The 23,531-nt window shown below is 35.4% G+C and carries 9 protein-coding genes; all 9 read right to left on the bottom strand.

The features are described 5' to 3' along the window. Positions 1–49 precede the first annotated feature (49 nt). Positions 50–3,934: a glycosyl hydrolase gene (locus ASC72_RS14680; protein WP_056192066.1), complete on the bottom strand. Its 3,885-nt coding sequence runs from the start codon at positions 3,932–3,934 to the stop codon at positions 50–52. A 436-nt stretch (positions 3,935–4,370) separates the two neighbouring features. Further along, on the bottom strand, positions 4,371–6,353 hold the full coding sequence (locus ASC72_RS14675) for a RagB/SusD family nutrient uptake outer membrane protein (protein ID WP_056192062.1): 1,983 nt from the start codon (positions 6,351–6,353) through the stop codon (positions 4,371–4,373). A gap of 13 nt (positions 6,354–6,366) precedes the next feature. Then, positions 6,367–9,726, bottom strand: a complete 3,360-nt coding sequence (locus ASC72_RS14670) for a SusC/RagA family TonB-linked outer membrane protein (RefSeq protein WP_056192059.1) — start codon at positions 9,724–9,726, stop codon at positions 6,367–6,369. Positions 9,727–10,260: 534 nt separating this feature from the next. Further along, entirely contained in the window at positions 10,261–11,418 is a 1,158-nt protein-coding gene (locus ASC72_RS14665; RefSeq protein ID WP_198528510.1) for a glycoside hydrolase family 88 protein, read from the bottom strand. A 22-nt stretch (positions 11,419–11,440) separates the two neighbouring features. After that, positions 11,441–12,742 (bottom strand): DUF2264 domain-containing protein, encoded by a 1,302-nt coding sequence (locus tag ASC72_RS14660; protein ID WP_241775712.1) that lies wholly within the window; start codon positions 12,740–12,742, stop codon positions 11,441–11,443. Continuing rightward, on the bottom strand, positions 12,727–16,824 hold the full coding sequence (locus ASC72_RS14655) for a two-component regulator propeller domain-containing protein (RefSeq protein ID WP_131725824.1): 4,098 nt from the start codon (positions 16,822–16,824) through the stop codon (positions 12,727–12,729). The genes ASC72_RS14660 and ASC72_RS14655 overlap by 16 nt, the downstream gene beginning before the upstream one ends. A 120-nt stretch (positions 16,825–16,944) precedes the next feature. Beyond that, the gene (locus ASC72_RS14650; RefSeq protein WP_056192053.1) at positions 16,945–20,061 is read right to left on the bottom strand and encodes a glycoside hydrolase family 2 TIM barrel-domain containing protein; all 3,117 of its coding nucleotides are present in this window, start codon (positions 20,059–20,061) and stop codon (positions 16,945–16,947) included. A 349-nt stretch (positions 20,062–20,410) separates the two neighbouring features. Continuing rightward, complete coding sequence (locus tag ASC72_RS14645; protein ID WP_056192050.1) at positions 20,411–21,736, bottom strand: BNR repeat-containing protein; 1,326 nt, start codon at positions 21,734–21,736, stop codon at positions 20,411–20,413. Between the two features lie 77 nt (positions 21,737–21,813). Continuing rightward, positions 21,814–23,493 carry a beta-xylosidase gene (locus tag ASC72_RS14640; protein ID WP_056192047.1) on the bottom strand — a complete coding sequence of 560 codons (1,680 nt, stop codon included), beginning with the start codon at positions 23,491–23,493 and terminating at the stop codon, positions 21,814–21,816. Between the last annotated feature and the right edge of the window lie 38 nt (positions 23,494–23,531).

Raw genomic sequence — 23,531 nt, 5'->3', positions numbered from 1 at the left:
TCATCATTTCTAAACTAATTAAAACCTAACTTTACTTGTATGCAATGCATTATTTTTTAATAATTCGGAATGTTATATCCCGATGCGATGGAATCTTAATCAGATAAATTCCCGGCGGTTGATTTTCAATATTCAAATGAATTTTACCACTTTCACTTCTATATTTTGATGTTGAAATTACTTTTCCGTCAAAAGCATATATTGCAACTGTAACTAAATCTTCATTTGCTGGTAAAACAATATCGAATTGACCTGTCGTAGGATTTGGAAACGCGCTAATCGTTTCAAAAGAATCTTTTTCTAATGTATTCAAAGCCAATGTATTTGCACTTTTCGCGGTTAAAGAACCTGTAGTTGTCAATGTTTTAACCTGTAAAGCTTCGGAATACTGACTTTCGCCTCCCGCATTTTCTGATGCAATTTTATAGAAGTAATCTTTATTTGCTTCTAAATTTATGTCGGCAAAAATGCTGTCTTTTACATAAGCTGATATAATTTCGTAAGTACCGTTTATAGTTACAGATCTTTTAATTTTATACGATTCTGCTCCTGCTACAGGTGTCCATTTTAAATTGATTGCCGATGCTGATATTGCCTCACCCTGAAAATTTGTTGGAACCGCAGAAATCGCAGGCTGATCATAAACCAATATTGCTGAATAAGCTGACTCAACATTGTCTTTACCAACAACTTTAATTCTATATTCAGCATGAGTACGAACCTGATCAATTTTTTCAATAACATTATAATTCGTTGATTCGTAGAAAACTGAAAATGCGCTTTCGCCACTTAGCTTTCTTTCCAAAACATATTTATTGACTAACTCCTGATTGGTTCCTTTCCATTTTACTGTAATATTTTTATAATCTGATGAAAGGGCATAACTCAACGTTTCTACTTTTGTTTTCCATAATGGAATGTATTCTTTAGCTGAATTATAGGCTTTCGCCGATGCATTTTTGGCATAATATTGCCCTGCCGGAGTTAAAACCGTATAATCAGTTGCTGTACTCGAAATTACTGGCGCTGTTTGCAGCCAAACATAATTTTGCCAGTTTGGGTTTCTTGTTTTAAACGCATCATTTATGGTAACATACATTGCTCTGGCATCTTGTACCCAATTGTAGATTGAATAGCGCTCTACATAATCGGCACTTTCCAGAACGTTTAATATCGCTGCCAGGTCATTTTTGTGTTTCGTTGCATTGGCATCAGTAAGTGTAGTAACAGCATCCGGGAAATTATTAGCTGTCCAGTTTGCGCCAATATTCCATTCTGTAATCCAGATTGGTCTTTTGTATTTATCGTATATGTTCTGCAAATCACTTTTCCATTGCGCTGCCGTTTTATACCAGTAACAGTGAAGCGCCACATAATCAACTCTATAATTATTAGCTTCTGCCTGTGTCATAAAATTAGCCATCCAGGGATTATAAGGATCTGACGTCGCCGGAGAGCCCACTCTTAATCCTGATTTCAAAAGAGCCGGCCAGGAACTTATTGCTGATTCAACTGTCATGTTTGCCTGATCAGGACGGTCTGGTTCATTAAATCCTAAAAGATGTGTGTAGCCTTCTTTAGTATAAGCAGGAGTAAATGACGGCCAATATTGCGTTTGGCGTATTGGTACATATTCTACGTTTGGTGTGGTATCCATTCCGGTGTTCCAATTGTAATACCAGGTAATATTGGTTGAATTGATCGCTTCTGTACTTCCACCGGCAAGTCCTTTTTTAGTGACCTGGTGCCATCTCATTGTTCTGACAAATGAAATTGTTCCTTTCAAATTAATTGGTAAAACCGGAATTTCAAGATCTTCATTTTCTGCTATATAAACTCTGCTGTAACCCGATCCGTCTGCACTTGTAGCAAAAGTTGCCATATAACCTTTTTTTAATCTAAAGGATTTAATTGCATTATCAAATGCCCCTAAATTATCAAATGGGGTTACCGTAATATATTGCTGAGAGGTTCCTGCAAAGTTTTCTTCCGTAAAAACCTGCAATGGCTGATAATCTACAACATAAGGCGAGACAACTGTACCTGCCCCATAATTTGTGACATTTACATTTGTACCATTGCTTGCCAGAACACCGTTTACTGAAACATATTGTAACTGCGAATTGATAACTTCACTCGGTTTAATATTTTCAAAATACAAGCGGTTATCTGCTGAACTTAAGTTTACTGTCGAATTGATTAAAGGATTGTATCCGTTTTTTAGATATAAAGCAACCGAACCATTTAAAACTACTTTTGATTTTGTATAAGCCGCGACATTTGTGTTGCTGGTAATATCAATAGTTTGTAGCGACGGACTAATGATTTTCTCCGGTGCATAAGCCACATTCTCAAAAGTAACTGAAGTAACGGCCATGTCAACAGCGCCAGTTGCGTAATTTTTACCAATAACAATGTTTGCTGTCTGCTGTCCCTGAACCTTTAAATCACCTATTCCAAAAAGCGCTTTTGCTCCGCTTACGTTGATATAATAAGTATCGGCACTTTGAGATTGAAAAGACAAATCTCCTTTTTTTAATTTATTAGCAGCTCCTGTGACAAAACTTTTTGTTGCCATAACTGTTCCTCCGCCATTTGCAGCTGTAGAAACTGATACGGTCATTTGAGAACCAGGACTTAAATTCGAAATGTATTCATATATCCATGAAAACTGATATCCTTTTGAGGCTTCTAACTGTACCGGAAAAGAATAAACTGAATTTTGAAGTGCAGTACTATCCCATCTGATGTACAGTAATCTTCCGCTGTAAACTGAATTATCGGATTCGAAAGTATGTCCGGAAGTTACATCCATAAGTCGAGTTCCGTTCGTACTGTTTGCTGTATTAAAAATGGCTGGAGAAGTAACATTGGTCCAACCATAAGCAGCAGGAGTTCCTGCATTATCATTAAAAAATCCGTCCCAGTTATTAATTAAATTTGAAGATTTAAGTTTTAAATCGGCAATCGCCATAAGTCCGTAATCACCGGTGATTGTCAAATAATAAATACCGTCAGAATTTGAAACAAAAGATAAATCTCCTTTTCTTAATTTGTTGGCATTACCAGTTGTAAATGATTTAGAAGTTATAACACCTGATCCGTCTGCACCTGATGAAATTGCTACATTTAATTTGGCGCCGGGGGCAGCATTAGATATATATTCGTAAATCCATGAAAATTCATATCGCAAACCCTGTTCCAGCTTAACCGGATAGCTGTATGTTGAAGTTGCATAACTTGCATTATCCCAACGAATGTACATTATTCTTCCGCTGTAAACTGAATTATCCGATTCAAAAGTATGTCCGGAAGTTACATCCAGATATCGAACCCCACTGGTTGAATTTGCCGTATTCCACGGAAGGCTTGCAGCGGTATTCGCCCAGCCATAATCGTTAGGTTCTCCAGCGTTATTTCCCGTTACCCCTGCCCATCTTCCTAGTAGATTATCAGCACCATATGCGATTGTTGTTCCTGAATTATCATTTAAAAAATCAAGCGTTTTAGAAGTTAAATAATTTCCATCCTGATAAATATTGGCAACGCCGTTTTTGATTGCATACCTGTAAGTTTGTTCCTGGGCATTATCTACAGAAGTACTTAAATTATCAGGTACTGATAAAATTGTTGTGTTATTAAAAGTAGTTTTATCTAAAGATGTTCTAAATCCGAGGCCAATTGTATTCTTAACCTCAACATCCAGTCCTCTGCCTACAGCAGCATTAACTTTGGCTTTTACTTCTAAAGTAAATTCAGTTTGACTGCTTAAAGGAAAAGATATAGTATCTGGATTCGTACTATTAGTAAAAGTCTTAGAAGTGCTTAATGTTGTGGCCAAATTAACCTTGACAGGCAAATTAGGGGCTTGCGCAAAAATTTGGTGTACAAAGACCGATAACCATATAAATAAAATTGTGTAGAGCTTTTTCATATGAAATTCTGTTTTAAAAGTTATTTTAAAATTTGATCAACACTCTTTTAGTAACTGCCACAATTATTTGCTTCAGTCGCTAAAACATTCTTTTTTAAAACCAAATAAGGATGCCATCTGATTTTTTATTACTGCAAAAATTTTAATGGAATTTTATATTATCATTTTATACATTGTAAAATCCATGATTCTTCTTTTAAATTATAGGATCACAATATATTTTTAAATCGAAATTATTCATGCGAATTATAATGACTACCAGTATTATCCCTTATAACCAAATCAGGGATAATACTTAGTCATCAACACACACACTTATAAAAACTACTAATTAAGAAGTTGGAAGTTTAAAATCTTTATGAATGTATCTTCAGCTGCAGTAAAAGAAACAATTCAAATACTGCAGATGAAGATCTTTTTTTTAACTGTGAGCTAATTAAAGCTGGCTTTCATCTGCAACAGCATCCTGCCATTTATCCCAAACCTTAACGTTAGGATCGTAACCATCATAACCGAAGTTCTGACTTAATTTACCTTTAATATTAGCCGTTATAGCACTATTTGGAATAGGCCAGTAGTTATTACGTTTGTCCATCGTATAAAACTTAGTACCATTTGGAACCACAATTCCACTTGGATATTTGTTGTAAAGCGTATAATGCGAAATACGCTGGTACCAGTAACTACCTCCAGCTGCATCAGTTCCGGATTGTTTATCCCAATTGGCTTTATTGTAAGTCTGCCCCCACTCATCTGGTTTTCCACTCAGTGCGAGACAGTGCGAAATACGTTTTAACTCTGCATTTCTCCATTCTTCCAGGTAAAGCTCTCTTCCTCTTTCTGCACAAATATCACCAATAGTTACCTGCCCGTACATTTGAGAAGCTCCGGCTCTGGTTCTGATAACATTCACGTCCTGAGTTGCTCCACCTACATTACCCTGATAAAAACGCGCTTCTGCTCTTAACAAATAAGTTTCAGCTAAACGATATAAGTACCAATGCGCTTTACCTCCGGTACTAGCTCCCTGAAAATCAGTTGCATTTGGATTGGTTTCATTTACAACATCATGCAAATAGATTTTATATAACGGAAAATCAAACCATTCACGAAGGGTATCTTTTGACAAAAAAGTGGTACCATTTTTTAATCTAAAATTTTGTTGGTAGAACGCAGAGCTCTTATCACTGTATTTAAGATCTTCCATATTTACCCAGTTACCAACAGCACTGTTATGTCTAAGATCTTGTTTATCCTCAACACCATTCACAACCCACATAGGATGCTGTGAATAATAGGAAGCACTAATAGTAGCAATACCACGCCCTAGTGCTCTTGCATAATCATATTTAGCCTGATAATTAGCATTATTTGAAGCAAAACGACCTGCTGCCTGTTTACCATCAGGAGTGGTAAGAGTACCCGAATTCCAGTTTGGACCAAAAATTCTCATCGAGGCAAAAGGTAAAAATGATTGTACTCCGCCGTTCGGCATAACCAATATGGCTTCTCTGTTACCAGCAATAACCTTATTTTCAGGTCTGTGTAAATCCCAAATCACATTTCTGTTAATCGCCCATGTTGTTGGGTTTCCTCCCGGGTCAAAAGTTCCAAAGGAACCCTGCATTAAAGAATAGCCAGATTGATTAATCAGTAAATCTGCCTGTGCTTCTGCATCTTTAAATCTTCCCGAAGCCAGGTAACACTTAATCAATAACTGACGACATGCCCCTTTGTTCACCATACCTACATAAGGTAGTTTGGACTGATCCGGTACCCATTCTACTGCCTTTTCCATATCTGCCGTAATCATTTCAATGATAGCTTCTTTTTTGGTAGAATAATAACTCTGCTTTGGAACCTCCAAAATTTTTGTAATTAACGGAATATCTCCAAATTGATATACCAGATTAAGATAACGGTATGATCTGTGAAAATAAGCCTGCCCCATATATTTATGTTTAACTTCTTCAGTTAAACTTGTCACATTATCAATGTAGGTCAATACAGTATTAGCATTTTTAATTCCTGCATAAGCTTCACCCCAGTAAAATCCGAGGTAAAAATCATCGTTTGTTGCTGTTTTAAAGCTTCCGGTAGGCACTATAGTATTAGCAAAATCAGAAATAGTACTACTATTATCTGTTTTTCCATATTTTGCCATATCAGAGAAAACATACTCCGTACCGATCGGCACACTATTACCGGCAGCATTATAATGAATATAATTATTACGCAATTGTTTATCGGCACTTGCTAAAACTGCCTGTAATCCAGATTCAGTACTAAATGTAGTTTCTGGTTCGTAAAACGAAAGCGGGTCCGGCTCCAGAAAATCTTCTGAACAAGAAACCAAAAGAGCAGAAGCCACTACTAAAGGTGCAAGTATTAAAATTTTATTTTTTATATATCTTTTCATTGTTGAGTAATTTTTAAAGTGAAACGTTAAATCCTAAATTAAACATTCGCGTAGCAAGTCCACTATTATACGATCCATCTCCATTTCTTCCACCTGTTTCCGGGTCCCCGTAATATTTCCATTCACCAGAAGCTCCCCATGTTGCAGCGTTCTGAACTGAAGCATAAATTTTAAAATTTCTAACATGCAAACGATCTACAAGGTCTTTAGGAAGCGAATAGGCTAACGAAATATTGTCTAAACGAATAAAACTACGGTCATATAATTTTTGTGTTCCGGCTCCTGCAGGACCTCTCGCATCAAGACGTGCCCAGTCATTGGTTGGGTTGTCAATTGTCCAATATGGATTTACAAACGGATTATAGTTGTTAGTATACAAACTACCATCGTTATACGTATTCATATAACGTCCATCAAGCGATTTGTGCCCCATGTAGGAATACATATTAATTGCCAAATCCCAATTTTTGTAAATTTTAAATTCATTACGAAGCGACCAGTTAATTGGCGGTGCTGTCTGGCCTAAAAACTGCTTATCTTTTTCATTATAAGTAGGTTTTCCGTTCACATCGTCGGCAGTGTAACTGTTTTCCACTTTTGGATCACCAGGACGTTGTCCGTATTTTGCAGCTTCCTGCCACTCATCCTTTTGCCAAATTCCTGTTACTTTGTAATCCCAAATTTGAGAAATAGGTTTGCCAATAAACCATCCATTGGTTTTGTCATCTGCCTCTTTAGTTCCAACAACATTCCCATTAGCATCCTTAACATCTTCCATATTACCATACAATGCATTAATGGTATTCTTGTTGTATGAAAAAGCTACCATAGTAGTCCATTCAAAATTTGGATTTTTTATATTTAAAGTAGTAAGGCTTATTTCAATACCTTTATTTTCGACCTCTCCCAAATTGGTTGCAATTGATGTAAATCCAGTAAAATCAGGCAGACGCTGACTCATAATCATATCATTAGTAACAGATCTGTAAATATCGATTGTACTTGTGATTCGGTCATTTAAGAAACCAAGGTCAAGACCAATATTTGTTGCCGTTGTTTTTTCCCATTGCAAATTTGGATTTGCCATACGATCAATTGCCAGGTACTTCATATCAACAATATTTCCTGAAGCATCTATATATCCCATTGTTGCGCCGGTACCTGAACCTAAATTTGCCAAAGCTAAGTATGGATCAGCAAGTGATCTGTTTCCGTTTTTACCCCATGACAAACGTAATTTACCTGTGCTTAAAGGATCCCAATGTAACCAGCTTTCCTGATTAAAGTTCCATCCCAAGGCAACAGAAGGAAAAGTTGCGTAAGGGTACGAAGCTCCAAATGCCGAATACCCATCGCGACGTACAGTTCCTGTTATCATATAACGATTATCAAACGAATAAAAGAGTCTCGCCATCAATGCATCGGCTGTTTGATGTGTATCTGTACTGGAAAATGTACTATTTAAAAGCGTTGCATTAGCAATATTGTGAAAACCTAAGGCATCTGAAGGCTGAATATTACGTGCATAAACAATATCTGACCATGTTTTAAGATCTTCAGCTTCCTGAACAAAAGTGGCTATGATATGGTGTTTCTCATTAAAGGTATGATCCCATGCTATTGTATTGTTCAAATTCCACGTAAATTTTTTACCATTACCTCTATCTACTCCTATGTTAACAGGATTCCAATTTTTATTACCTGCTGACTCAAAATAACGATTGTAAAAGAACTCATAACGTGGTGAAGCATTAAACGAATACGTAATACCTAAAGGTAAAGTTACCTTTGTATTGAAAATGGTATTCAATACCGTATACCCTTTTTCAAGTTCCATATATTGGCGATCATAGTAATAATTATACCCTCCAATTGTTGGTCCCATTGGTTGTCTCGTAAAATCACCATTTGCTTCTTTAAAGTTAGAGAACGGGCTGTTTCTTAACATATTTGCATTCCAATAATTAGTACCGGTACCGACAGCTATGTCTCCATCTGAGCGATCCTGAAAATTAACGTTTGCTCCAAATTCAAGCCAGCTTGTAATTTTAGCATCTACTTTCATATTGGCACGAACTGCAGAATAATCATTACCCTGAATAGCTCCTTCTGAAGTTAAATAACCCAAAGACATATAATAATTTACTTTATCACTTGCTCCGGAAACACTTAAATTATTGTCGTGATTTATTCCTGTTCTAAAAGTACTATTATACCAATCGTGTGTTTTTCCTTCTGTAAAATTCTTTAAAAGTGAAGCATCAGTAATACCCAAACGCAGTCCCCATACTTCATTCAAACTTTTTCCTTGTATTTGTCCAGCTGGCTGATAAGCTAACCATTGGGCCTGAGATATACCATACTGATCTAATTGATTAGGGTTTGAAAAATACCCTACCTGACCAACACGAGCTGCAATGTAAGGCTCGTATTGCCCCGTTGTTGTATTTGGACCATATGTTTTAGCAACTTCCCAATCTTCACGATATTTTACATACCCTTCTGCAGAATACACATTGCGATAAGCGCTTTCATTAACAACCGTCGTGTTCGTGGTAACATTAATAATAGGCTTACCCGTTTTTCCTTTTTTCGTTGAAATAACAATAACCCCTGCTGCTGCTTTAGATCCATAAACAGCTGTTGCAGACGCATCTTTCAAGACATCTATCTGGCCAACATCATCAGGATTAATTTCTGAAAGCTCACCGTAGAATTGCATTCCGTCTAAAATAATAAGCGGTGAATTATGATTGGCACCATCAGGATTGTAAACAGAAGTCTGCCCACGAATCTGCAAAGATCCTCCTCCTTTTGCATCGGCTGAATAGCCAACTTTCAGACCAGGAACGCCTCGCAATAAATCCTGAACGGTTTGTGGGTTTTGATTGGCTAAAGCTTCGGGTTTAACCTGAACAATTGCGCCCGTTAAATCCTTTTTCTTCATTTTACCATATCCTACAACTACCACTTCATCTAAAGAAGCTGTACTTTCTTCTAATACTATGATAATATTTGTTTGTCCATTTACAGGGACTTCCCTAGTTACATAACTAACAAATGATACTACTAATATTGAATTCTCATTTCCTGCCAGCGTAAATTTTCCGTCAAAATCTGTTACAGTTCCTTTTTTGGTACCTTTTATCATAACTGAGGCACCGGGAAGCGGAATCCCTTTGTGATCTTTAACCTGCCCGGTTATGCTAGTTTGTGGCTGTACTTTTTCTGCCCGTTTTGTACTGGTAGAAGTACCAGTGTATGCGTGTACCTGAGATAATGAAACCAATACGCAAAGTATTGTAAGTTTCTTTTTTAAATCAAATCCAGATGCATAATCAGGAGCCTTAATCTTCCTAATAAAGTTTGTCATGTTGGTTGTAATTTTTTGGTTAATTGATTAGGTTAAGTTCGCATAATATTGCAACAGCAAGTAAATAAGTGTGGTTTTTACAATTTTGTTTTTCAAAATTTTTTAAGCACCAATTTAGTATGTGTTAACATATAGTTTGCAATGCAAATCTAACGTAAGACTAATAAGCAAGAGGGGGTAATTACGACATTATACAAGGGGCAAATCAGCATTTTTACATGAATTACGCCTTATTTTTATAAGTATGATAAAAAAAACATATTTAAAATATACTATACACAATTATTTAAGAACTAATTATGACATGCAAAATATTATAATACATTACTATTTTAGTGAAAATTAAAATAATTACAAATCTTACTTTATAGATTGATTTAATAGAATGCTCTCAAACAATTGTTTATTTATGTGAACTTTCGTCGCCTCAAAACGATATCATTTGATACGAAAAAGCAATAAGAACCAAACTTATATAAATGCAAAGAGGCAGTCTAAAATGACTGCCTCTTTGCACAATAAAAAAGAATAAAATTATTTAGTATAGCGATACACCTCAGCAGCAGCTAACAAAAAAGCACCTACCCCAAAATCAGACGTAGAATTCTTATCTACTACTTGTCCCGGAATAGCTTTTTCGCCTATCGGCTGGATATATCCAATTGTACCATCTGCCTGAAGAGCAAATGTTGTTAAGTAATTCCATGACTTTGCTGCTACTGGCAAATAAGTCTTTTTATCTAAAATTCCATTGTTAATTCCCCACATAAAACCATAAGTAAAAAAGGCTGTACCGCTGGTTTCTGGCCCTGGTGCATGTTCCGGATCCAAAATGCTTCTTGTCCAGTACCCTTCTTTTTGCTGCGCATCTGCCAGGGCTTTAGCCATATCTTTAAAACGGCTGATGTATTCATTTCTATGTTTAGCCGTTTTTGGTAAGTCCTGAATAATTTTTGCATAACCGGCAAAAATCCAGCCATCTCCCCTTGCCCAAAAATCCTTCTTGCCATTGGCACTTTTATGCTTCGGATAGATATATTTTGCATCACGAAAATATAATTTTGCATCGGCATCGTACATAATACCATTGGCATACGTTAAATAAGAATGTAATTTCTCTAAATACATTTCGTTACCAGTCACGTTGTACAACTTTGTCATCACCGGCATTACCATATATAATCCATCAACCCACCACCAATAGTCATTAGCTGTAGTACTCATTTCATATTCCATGACTTCACGTGCGCGTGCAATTTTTTGCGGATCATTCTTTCCTGTAAAATTGTACAAATCAATATAGGTTTGAAAACAAATCTGCCAGTCTCCAAACAGTACGTGTTTATCATTCTCACCGTAATTGTATTTCCATTCCGATTTGTCATTGGATTTGGCGCCCATCCATTGATTTTTTTCGGCCCAGGCCAATGAATAATCCAAATACTTTTTGTTTTGGGTTACTTTATATGCTTCCATATTTCCGGTATGATATGCCGCAACATTCCAAAAAGCATTTCCCAATTCCGGATGCGAATTTTGCCAATGATTATTTACTTTCTCAATAATTGCAATGACTTCCTGCTTAGATTCTTTTATTGCAGTTCCCTGCTTTACCGCACCGCTTTTACAACTTACAACTGTAAGTGAAACAAAAGCCAGTATTATAAAAAATGAGTTCTTAAAATTCATCATTATATTTAAATTAAAATGTTTATTATTTTGATGCATGATCAATTGAAATCTCTTGTCCGGACCAAATCTTCTTTTGTGTCCAGGGCTGATAGGCATCACTCCAAAATGAATCAGTTGATGGTAAACCAAGGACTAAAAATGCTTCTGCACACAAGTACAAACTTCCCGTTGATATATACCCTTCCCCAATATTAGGCTGATGTCCATATAATCCTATTTGAAGCCAACCGTTTTTATCGAAAGTTCCCGGTACATTAATTTGATTAAAAATCATAGCATACAAGGCCGAACGAACCTGAGCCGGAGCAACTTCTTTTGGCAATTCTTTCCAGAGTGCTATTTGAGATAACAATTGGAAAGCGCCAAAACGATACGCTAGAGATCTTCCGATAGGTGGATAAGTTCCCTCAGGAGAAATTAATCTTTCCTGAATGGCAGCATAGCGTCTGGCTCTATTTAACTCTGTAGTATAATCCGTTTTGTAATCGTTATTTTTTTCTTTAAGGACGTTTAATATGTCCAGTTGCATAGGATGAATCACGAAACTATTATAATAATCCCAATGAAAATCGGGGCCATCACCATAAGTTCCATCACCTAAATACCATTTTTTGTGTTCTTCTAAAGCATAATTCAGGCGATTATTATCTGGATCTTTATCAAATTTAATTATTGCTGCTTCGACCATGCCTGCAAAAAGAAGCCAATTGCTGTGATAAGGTTCGATCTTTCTGGATGATTTTAATGCATTGATTACATTCTCTTTTGTAATTGCATCCAGGGGTTCCCAAAGTTGTTTTGGAGCACGAAGCAATGCCTGGGCAAAAAAGGCCGCATCAACTAAAGGTTGTTTGTCATTTACAAAATTCATAAAATCGGGAGCATTTGGATCAGTTGCATTGTGAATGCATTTTTGAGCCAAATCAATATACTTTGCCCTTAATTTTCCTTCGGAGGTCTCGTCTTTACCTAATTCTAGCCAGGGCGCCATTCCTGAAAGTAATCGCCCAAAAGCCTCTAGGTAAGTCACATGAGTTCTATCATCCCAGGCACCTGGCGATTTTTCTACAGGCATTAGTTGTTTGAGTTGATTTTTACTTAACGCATTCAAAACAGGATCTCCAATTTTAATTAAAGAAGACACAAAAAATTTCCGAACCTTTTGCGGTGAATCTTTTTGAAGTTTTTTTGATTGTGATTGTATGCCATTAATGGCTGTAAAATAAACAAACGCTACTAAAACAGCTTTTTTCAGATAATAATTCATACGTTTTTTTTTCTTAATTTTTTCTTCGACTAAGCTTATAATCAGGTTGATTTCCAAAAGCTTTCGTTTAATATATATTTGTTATCCTTGACATTTTGGTACTTCTTTTTAAACTCAGAAGGATTTAGATTATAAAACTGCTGAAAATGTTTTCTGAAATATTTAATATCACCAAAACCTGCAATTGACGCAGCCTCGCTTATCTGTAGATCTGTTGTAATCAGCAATGTTGCTACTTTTCGTAATCGAACATTTCGGGTGAATTCAGAAACCGATTTACCGGTAATTTTTTTAATTTTTTTATAAACTAGAGAATAACTCATCCCCAAGTGAAATGCCAGATCATGCACATTAAAATTTTCTACATCTAGATTGGCATCGATCACTTCTACGATTCTTTCGATAAGTTTTTTATCCTCATCAGATAGCTTTAGACTTGCCTGTTTTTTCGTAACTGAATTAAGCAGATAATTCTGCTCACTGTCGCGTCGGGTTAATATTCCGCTGATTCGGGCCAGTAAATACTCGTTATCAAATGGTTTTGTAATATAATCATCGGCTCCTACCTCAGCACCTTTAAGTTTTACACCTTCCGAAGTTCCTCCCGTGAGTAATATTACAGGAATATGCTTTAATTCTTCATCCGATTTTATATGTTTACAAAAGGCTACTCCATTCATTTCTCCCATTACAACATCAGAAATAATTAAATCGGGCTGCACTTTTTTAATTATGGTTAAAGCTGTTTCGGCATTTTCAGCCAGCGTAACATGATATTTTGGAGTTAATATTCGCTTTAAATAATTTCTTATTTGTGGATTATCGTCTACAACTAAAATACTTTTTGCATCTTTAATTAAATCGTTACCATTTTCAGGTTCATTAATTGTCTGCGATACATTTTCCTGTATTACTGTATCCTCTAAAGCCTCTTCTAAAAATAAGGTTCTGTCGCTTAAATCTTCGCGAATTTCTATATCCCCGAAATGTTCTTTCCCTAGTGGCAATTTAACCTCAAATATTGCTCCTCCATTTTTATTATCCTGACAGCTGACCTCTCCATGATGCTGAGTAACAAACTGTTTTACCAAATAAAGCCCAATACCAAATCCCTTGCGGTTGTTTTTTATGTTATTATTTGACTGATAAAACAAATTAAATATTTTGTCTTTATCTGCATCCAAAACACCTTCTCCGTTATCTATAACTTTTATAATAACTTCATTATCTGTGCATCGTAAATTGACGGCAACTTTTCCATTTTCTTTCTCGGTAAATTTTAAGGCATTTGCAATCAAATTAAACAGAGCCATTTCTATTTTTTCGCGATCGACATAAACCAATAGTCTTTCTTCAGAAATACTAAAACTGTAATCTATTTTTTTTGTTTTGGCATGATGTACAAAACAGCTAAAAACCTCTTTGGCCAGTTCTACAATATCAATTTGACCAATTTTAAGTTTTCCGGTCTCAGTTTCTGTTTTTCTAAAAAGAAGCAACTGATCTACCAGGCTCAATAATCTTCTGGAATTGCTGTAAACCATTTCAATAGCACCCGGATCAATTTGCTGGTCGGTTCCGTAAATTATATCTTTTAAAGGATTAATAATCATTGTTAAAGGCGACCTGAACTCATGAGAAATATTTGTAAAAAAGGTTATTTTTTTCTCATTCAGTTCCTTTTCCTGCTTTGCCAGATTCTGCGAAAGCTGTACTTCGTATTTTAATTTCGCCTGTTCACGTTGGTATTTATCTACCACATAAATTATAAAACCAAATGCGAGAAAATAGATAAAATAAGCCAAACTGGTTCTATACCATGGCGGTAATATCGTAATAGGCAATGAAATAGATTTGGTATTCCAAACTCCTTCGGCATTAGTAGATTTAATTTTTAGCACATAATCTCCTTCTGTTATTCTGGAATAATTGGCACTTCTGACATTATCAACATAATGCCATTGTGAATCCCATCCTTCTAAAAAATAAGCATACGATATTTTTTCAGGCAAACTGTATTCTAAAGCTGCAAAATCAATGTTTAGCATTGATTCATCATAGGGTAGTTTTAATTTATCAATTCCAAAAGATGTCAAATGAGATTGGTCATAAACCTTATTATTTACTTTTATTGAAGTTATTACCAACTTTGGAAAGTCATGAATTTGACTGTTAATTTTGGTATCTATAATATTAAAGCCTTTAATTCCGCCAAAAACTATTTCTCCTGTTGAAAGTTTGAGAGCCGCATTGTAATTAAACTGATTACTCTGAAGTCCGTCAGCATCATGGTAACTTGTAATTTTTCCGCTAACTGCATTATAAGTAAATATTCCATTATAAGTACTGCCCCAAAAAGCGCCCTGATTATCTTTAACAATGTTTAAAACTGAATTATTTGGAAGCCCATTTCGCTGCGTCAGGAATTTTTTTGTTGAAGTTTGGGGATTAAAAATCATCAATCCCCCTCCTTCGGTACCGGCAAGTATTTTTGTTTTAGAAATAGAAATAACAGACCGAACAGGATACTTTACATCAATCTCTTTCTTTTTCATTGTTCTGGGATTGAACTGAAACAATTTTGTAAAATTTCCTATCCAAAGATTCCCATTTTCATCTTCTGTAATTGAAATAATTCCCCTGATTTTTGCATCTACAAAATCGAATTGATCACTTGTTCTATTATAGCGATACAGTCCCTCATCATCTGGAGAACTGGCCCATAAGACATTATCTTTGCCACGAAACAATACCCAAATATTCTTTTGAAATGATTTGTATTTTGGATTAAAAAAACTGTATTTTTTAAAAGTATGGGTCTGGGAATTAAACAGACAAACACCGCCTCCATAAGTAGCAAACCAGGTTCCTTTATTATCCTTTACAATTGCTGAGACAAAATTATTTGAGATCGAATTCGGATTATTTGCATTATAAGAGTAATTTGTAAATGTATTATTCTTTTTATTCCACAAACTGGCACCTGCTCCGTCTGTTCCTATCCATAAATGTTCACCATCCTGCTCAGATAAGGAAAGAATAAAATCACTTGGCAGAGTATTTTTTATTTTCTCATTTTTAGAAATTGTAATAAAAGGGCTTTTTCTTTCTTCAATCTTATTGACTCCTCCTCGTAAAGTTCCAATCCAAACCCTGTTTTCATTATCTAAAAATAACGATGAAATAGCGTTACTATTCAATTTTTCTTCATCTGAGGTTGCGTTAAATAGAGAAAAGGTATCTGAAGTATAATTGTATTTAACTATTCCATTACCATTTGTAGCAATCCACAGTTCTTTTTTATCGGGTTTACACATTAAATCAGAAATGGGATACTGAATTTCCTGATTCGTATAATTACGGTATGTTCTATTTAGAATATTGTATTTCAGCAAACCTCCTTCAATTCCTACCCATACATTCGAAAATTTGTCACATAATATAATATCCCCATTAACAAAATCAGAAAAAACAACAATAAGTTTCCTGGCTGCTGTGTCCATGGTTACAAGACCTATTCCCTGAACAAAACACCACAATTTACCTGTTTTATCAAAATCCATTCCCTGCACATGATACTCCCACCGCAATTTCCCTTTTACATAAAGTGGTATCTGAATGATTTTTTCCTGATTATCTGCACAATAAAGCAAACCCTGTCCTGCGGTGCCGATATACATATTTGCTTTATAATCTATAATTTTATTGACAACAAAATCTATCGGCTCACTTTTAGAAGTTTTAGCATTTAAATAATACTTTGTGTTAAACCGATTGCTCAAATAATTATAAACACTTATTCCGCCCTTTGTACCAATCCAAATCTCATTTTTAGTTCCACAAATACTTACAACCCTGTTATTATTTAACGAATTAAGATCATTAGGTTCATTTCTAAAGTTCAAAAAATTATACCCATCATACCTGCTTATTCCGTCATAAGTACCAAACCACATTAAGCCCCTTTTGTCTTTATAAACAGAGGTTACAGCATTATTAGCAAGTCCATTTTTGATGCCGATGTAACCAATGCTATATTCTTCCTGCCCAAATTTTGAAACAGACGATCCTGCAACCGACTGTGGTTTAGACGGAGAACAAACTAAAAGCATTAAAAACAATAGGATTCTATTTTTCAAAATATATTGTGCCTGGAATTACGTATAAAATTTTTCAATAAAATTAATTCTTAAAAATCAGAAAAACCTATGACTAAATATCATAGGCCCTTCTGTACAAACATAACGAAAAACGCTAAACTAATTAACTAATGAAATTGTATATGAATAACTGTATTGCTTATCTAATAATCGATAAGGATCATGAGGAGGACGTCCCCAACTATCATCGCCGCCCAAACCTCTTTGCTTATAATCTAAATGCAGGTACACTGCTTCTTTAGAATCTAAATCTAAATCTGAAGGATGGCGTTGTGCCTTAGTTTTTCCAGGATCCAAATCTTCTGTCGAAATATTCAATGCGCTAAAACTAACCGCTTGTTGGCCTTCAATTTTTATGCCTTGTCCATTATCATTTTTTAAAGCCAGCCAACGAACATCTGTTTTGTAACCTGATTCCTGAGGACGAATATAATTTCTCGCATATTGATTCATTACCTTATCTGAATATTCTCCAACAAATGAAGCCGAATTTCTATCTGAATAATTTTCCCATGGACCTCTTCCATAATAACTCAAATTATCATACGAACCATTTAATTTCAAACGCATTCCGAAACGCGGTATTTCAGGTAAATCTTTTCCAGTCAAATCAATAGATGCGGTAAGTTTTATAGCTCCATTATTTTGAATCAAATACGCAACAGTGTAAGGAACATCAGCCTGAGCTAATTTATAAGCCACTTTTACAAGTAAACCTTCTGCAGTATTTTTATCCATAGTAACACTTACTACAGTCGGATTTTTCGATGCTTCTTTCCAAATTGCCAATTTATTTGGCATTCCGTTTCCAAAATCATTATCAGTTGGAGCACGCCAGAAATAGGGAGTTGGAAAATTGGTAATAACTGTATTATCGCTATTTTTCAGATTGTATTTCAGAATCTCTCCTTTTTTCAAATCAAATTCTCCTGCACTATTTTCAGTCTCAAAAGACAGTACATTATTTTTTACAGTGTACTTCAATTTTGTCCCACTTTTGGCAACGGTAGTAGTATTGAAATAAGAACCTTTTCCAACTTTAAATTGCTCTCTTGCAAATTCATAACCTTTAGCAACCAAAGGCGCATCGTATTTTGAAACTGCAAAAACATTTAAAAAACACTCTGAATTCTCATCAAGTGATCCTAAATCTAAAGCGACTTTTTTACTTTCTTCGGGAGCTGCCTCTAAATTAAATTCTCCGGATTTTGTTTTCAATCCGTTTTTAATCAGTTCCCATTTAAAGGTATAATTAGAAAGATCGGTAAAATTATAATGATTTGTTACCACTAAATCTGTTTCATTATTGAATTGAAACTGAATGTTTTGGTATACTTTTTTCACTTCATTTAATGCTGGTTTTGGAGTTCTGTTAGAAAACACAAGACCATCTGCACAACCATTCTCATCATTTTGTAAATCGGCACCTCCTAAATCTCCGCCATACGCCCAAAATGTAACTCCTTTTTCATTTTTCGTTTTCAATCCCTGGTCAATCCAATCCCAAATAAACCCGCCTTGCATACGTTTACTGTTATTTATAATGTCCCAGTACTCCTGAAAGTTTCCACTACTATTTCCCATAGCGTGTGCATATTCACACATAATATAAGGGCGTGTTTTGTCAGAATTTGCGTAGTCCTTCATACTTTTAATGCCCGGATACATTGGAGCTACGATATCTGTATTTTTATTTTCTCCTGCCTGCTCAGACTGAACCGGGCGGGTAGAATCTGCTTGTTTTAGCCAATCGTAGGCATCATAAAAAACAGGGCCATTTCCGCATTCATTTCCTAAGGACCAGATTATAATAGAGGGATGATTTTTATCCAGTGCAAACATTCTTTTTATGCGATCCAAATGAGCAGGTGCCCATTCTGGCAAATAAGCAGGATGTTTTGTTTTGTCAAACCAATTTTGCCACTCTGCGCCCATTGCATGCGATTCGATATTAGCCTCATCAACAACATAAAAACCATATTCATCACATAAATCGTAGATATGGCTATCATGCGGATAATGACTCATTCTAATAGCATTAATATTATATTCCTTCATTAATTTAAGGTCTTTCAGTGTTGTTGCTTCAACAGGAACATGTCCTTTTTGATCGTCATGCTCGTGTATATTAACTCCTTTTACAAAAATGACCTTGCCATTAACTAACAATCTTGCATCTTTAATTTCAATTTTTCTAAAGCCTGTTTTTTTAGAAACTATTTCTAGTGTTTTTCCTTTAATATCCAATAATGAAATGGTATATCGATATAAATTTGGCGTTTCGGCATTCCATTGTTTTACATTTTCAAGTGTTTTTTCAAAGCTGATTTTTTGCTCTTTAGTGTTTACTTTTTTATTTTCGGAATAAACAACATTTCCTTGATTGTCAAACAATTCAACTTTGACAGAAGGATTTTTAATTGTATTGTTTTCAAAATATTTTAAAGTAACATCAAGACTGAAAATTCCGTTTTTATATTGATTGTCCAAGTCGCTTTTTACAAAATAATCCCAGATAGTAGTTTTAGGCATTGCCTGCAAATAAACATCGCGTTCAACACCACTTAATCTCCAAAAATCCTGATCTTCTAAATAACTTCCATCATGCCAGCGAAACACCTGTACTGCAATCAAATTATCGCCTTTCTTTAAAAAAGAAGTAATATTAAATTCGGCTGGCGTTTTTGCTGCTTTTGTCATTCCCACTTCTTTTCCGTTTAAGAAGACTTTCGCATAACCACTTATGGATCCAAAATGAAGTATAATTTCTTTGTCTTTCCATGAATCAGCAATGGTAAAAGTGCGTCTATAACTTCCTACCGGGTTATAATCACCGTTTATAAAAGGGGGATTTTTAGGAAATGGATATGTAATATTGGTATAAATAGGAATATCATACCCTTCTATTTCCCAGTTAGAAGGCACCTGAATGTTTTTCCAATTGGTATCATCCAAATTTACGGCATAGAAATCTACGGGTCTTTGAGAAGGATTTTTAACAATATTGAATTTCCAGTTTCCATTCAAACTCTGATACAATTCTGATTTTTGAGGATTATTGCCTTTCACTTCCGATTCATTACTGAATAAAAGAAAGGAACTTCGGCCTGCTTCTTTTCCTCTGTCTAAAATTTGAGGATTTTCCCATTCATTATTCTGGGCATAATTATTTTGCAGGCTCAAAAATAAAGCAAGTGCTAATACAATTTTTTTCATTTAATTATTTTAAAAAATGGAAATTAAAAATTTAATACTCCTGGATTTTATTTCAAATTAACCTTATCAATAATCATTAAAAAACACACTAAAAAAGAAATGCATTTGTCCCAATAAAAAATAACAAGGCCCAACTCAGAAATAAAAAACAACTTCACAAATTTAGATAACGACATATAAGACAAGAGGGGCTCTACAATAAATTAGAAGGGGTATATCAACATAAACAGCCAAAAAAATATTGACAAGCCAATACTCTGCATTATCCATAATTATTAAATTAAAAAATGTTGAAGGGAAAATTTACGTTATATGAAAAAAAATTAAGTTTTTTTTGATTTGTGAATTACTACATTGGCATTCGTTTTACTTCTAAAATTTGTACAGGCTGAGGATCTGCTTTACTTAATCCTTCTGCGTCTGCCTGAGTTACATTTTGAGAGAAAATATGCAATTGCTTTTGATCTCTCCAGAGTTCTTTATCAAAATTAGGTTCCCATTGTCCGACAGAAAAGCGGCTGAGATCTTGTGCCTTCCAGTTTGTTTTTTGCAAATTTGCATAACCTAATGTTATTTTATTTTCCCTTTCTTCATCTCTAAAAAGCAAATACAACATCGATTTATCTACTAAAATTTCAGGGCGTGAAATAGGAATTCTTTTGGTGCCTCCTCCCCCTAAAGTAAAGGGTTTGACATGAAAATCGGTAGTAATTAAATTCCATTTCCCGCCAGATAAATACACTACTTTATATTGTGGCACTCCGTTAGTATCCCAATAAGTGGCAATAAACGGATTTCCCTGCTCATCAACCGTCATCGCCGTCTGATTGATTAAACTGCTGTTTTGGGGTACCTCCCAGGCATGTTCAGCGGTTGCTTTTGTAATAGGAAGGGTGTATTTTTCTCCTGTAGATTTTTCCCATGTTTTTCCTCCATCAGCAGAAAAAGCATAACAAATATCATGGTTGGTAGATACATCCCAGCTTTCTCTCCAAACCCACGAAATATAAATTCCTTTATCACCTACGCACATTTGCCAATAGGCACTGCGTTGATTTTCGCCGTCAATTAAATTATTTTGTAGGGAAGTCCATTGCTGCGTTTTTACATCATACCATTTCATAATCATATTTCCTTGTCCGGAAGCCCCCGAACGATAGCAAAACAATAAATTGCCATTAGGTAAATTATGAAATTCAGGATACGTTACTTTAGCCTCATCCTGCCCTGTCATTGGTTTTTCTTCCCCCAGTTCTAAACTAAATGGTGTTTTACTTCTGGCATAACGCAAACGGGTATCATGATGATCCCAACTCACATGAAGGTAACCATCAGAATCTATTGCTATGCTGATATCATTATGAGCATCTTTTACATTGCCACTGTACGGACTGACAACTTTGTCCCATTTTTTTGAATTTAATTTGCGCTTCGCTAAAACCATTCGACCATCAGGATCATAGTATGCCGTATATTGATTTCCTTTAAAAGAAGTCAGCGTGCTGTTTCTAAAAATAACGGTATTAACAGAATTATTGCTCCACCCTAAACCGATTTCACTCTCGGTAGTTTTTAACTGAGCGCTGACACTGAATGAAAAAAATAACATCATTAAAAACAAACTTTTAACCATGACTAAATTTCCTTTTAATTGACTATTTAAATCGATATTCATATTCTTTTTATTCTAAAATCATTATTATATCAGCAAACTCCTAAAGATTATTTGAGATCCAATTTCTTTATTTAATGTTACCATTCCAGTTTTACCAAAGCCACTGCCTGACGCTCCATTTTTAAAGTTACAACTGTTTTGTTGGCCCTTATTTTTATTTTTTTTGCAGATATCCTTTTTAGTTTTCCCGATTTCTCAAGTATCTCGATCTGTTGTTGCGTAGGATTTTGCGGTGATCCCATTTTTTTCCATACTTCATAAGAATTGCTGTTTTCCTTATCGATTAAATAAATATTCATAGAAGCCTTTTTAGCCGAGATATTTTCAATAGAAAGAGTAACAATTTCTGTTGGTCCGGGTTTGTCATCATCGTGATAATTCCAAACCATTATAGCTACAGATTTTGAGTCTTTGGAAGCCAGTGCGCCAATATCAGATTGAGCACCACGAATACTAGATTTCAGCACCTCTTCGACCGGATACATACGATTGCTAACAACATTTAAACGTGTGCCGGACATCATTCCAAACATTCTGAAAACATTTAACACCGGTTTGTCAACTCCATTGGTTGCAAGATCACGAAAACCATAAAACCAAGGTTGGTTTTCAAACTCAAAAGACCAGGAAACCGCGCCGAGAAAATTGGCTTTTGTCTGATCTGCCAATATATATTTGCGTGCAAAAGAAGCCGCTGTATAACTTGAATACATAGTACCGTTTCGATACGCATTTTCCGGATTGGTTGCCATTCCGCAAGCGGCACAACCTTCAGGATCCGACTCCCCTATAATAATTGGAAGATCTTTAGTTTCCGGATAGGACATCGTGAGCTTAAAACCAGTTTCGATATCATTTAATTGCGGGGCCATATCCATTCGTACTGTTCCATCCACTAATTTAGGCCATCCTTTAGCATGAAAAAGTATAGCATCCATCGGTGAACCTTTCTTACCTGTAGCATAGTTGATACCACTGATACAATGTTTAATAAAGTCACTAGTCCATTCCCGAGCGCCCTTACCCCTTGTTCCGGCAATATTAATACCTCCAATTTTTGCTGTTGGCAACGCTTTTTTAAGTCCGTCTGCAGCATAATCATACATCTTAAAAAATTCTTCACGAGTACCTTTCCAGTAATGTCCGTTTGGTTCATTCCAAACCTCCCAATACCAGCTTTCTACTTCTTTTTGTCCGTAACGCTCTACCGAATGTTTAACCCATTCATATACAAGATTTCTCCATTTATCATAATCTTTAGGCGGATAGGCCCATCCGGTAATAATATCAGTGTAAGGATCTCCGGGTTTCCAATAATGTCTGTATGGAACAGGATGTGTAGATAAACCTTCAGGCATAAAACCGATTTGAGCCAAGGGTTTCATACCACGCGAAACATAGGTATCAAAAATACTATCAATAATTCTCCAATTGTATATCGGATTTCCATTACCATCTTCTGTATAAGCATTGGTAGAACCCCACTTCAAAGCGGCAGTACCATCACCCGTTACAAGCAAACTATGTGTACGCACATAAACTGGCACGGGGCTTAATGCAGCAATTTCACTAAGAAGTTTTTTACCATCCTTCATATAAGTATAGTTGGGTTCGTCATACCCAAACCATGCCCATACTGGTTTCATAGGACCTATTTCTTTATTAAGGTCAATTTTAATTTCAGGACTCTGACCGTATGAGGTCACACAAAATTGAAGTGAAATAACTGTCAGCCAACACTTTATTACTTTACACATAATATGGTTTTGTTTTATTATTAAGTATAATTGTAAAA

Origin of the sequence: Flavobacterium sp. Root420 (assembly GCF_001427905.1) — a bacterium.
In the GTDB taxonomy this organism is placed as follows: Bacteria; Bacteroidota; Bacteroidia; order Flavobacteriales; family Flavobacteriaceae; genus Flavobacterium.
Note: the sequence above shows the minus strand (reverse complement) of the source record. Positions and strands in the feature narration are given on the sequence as shown.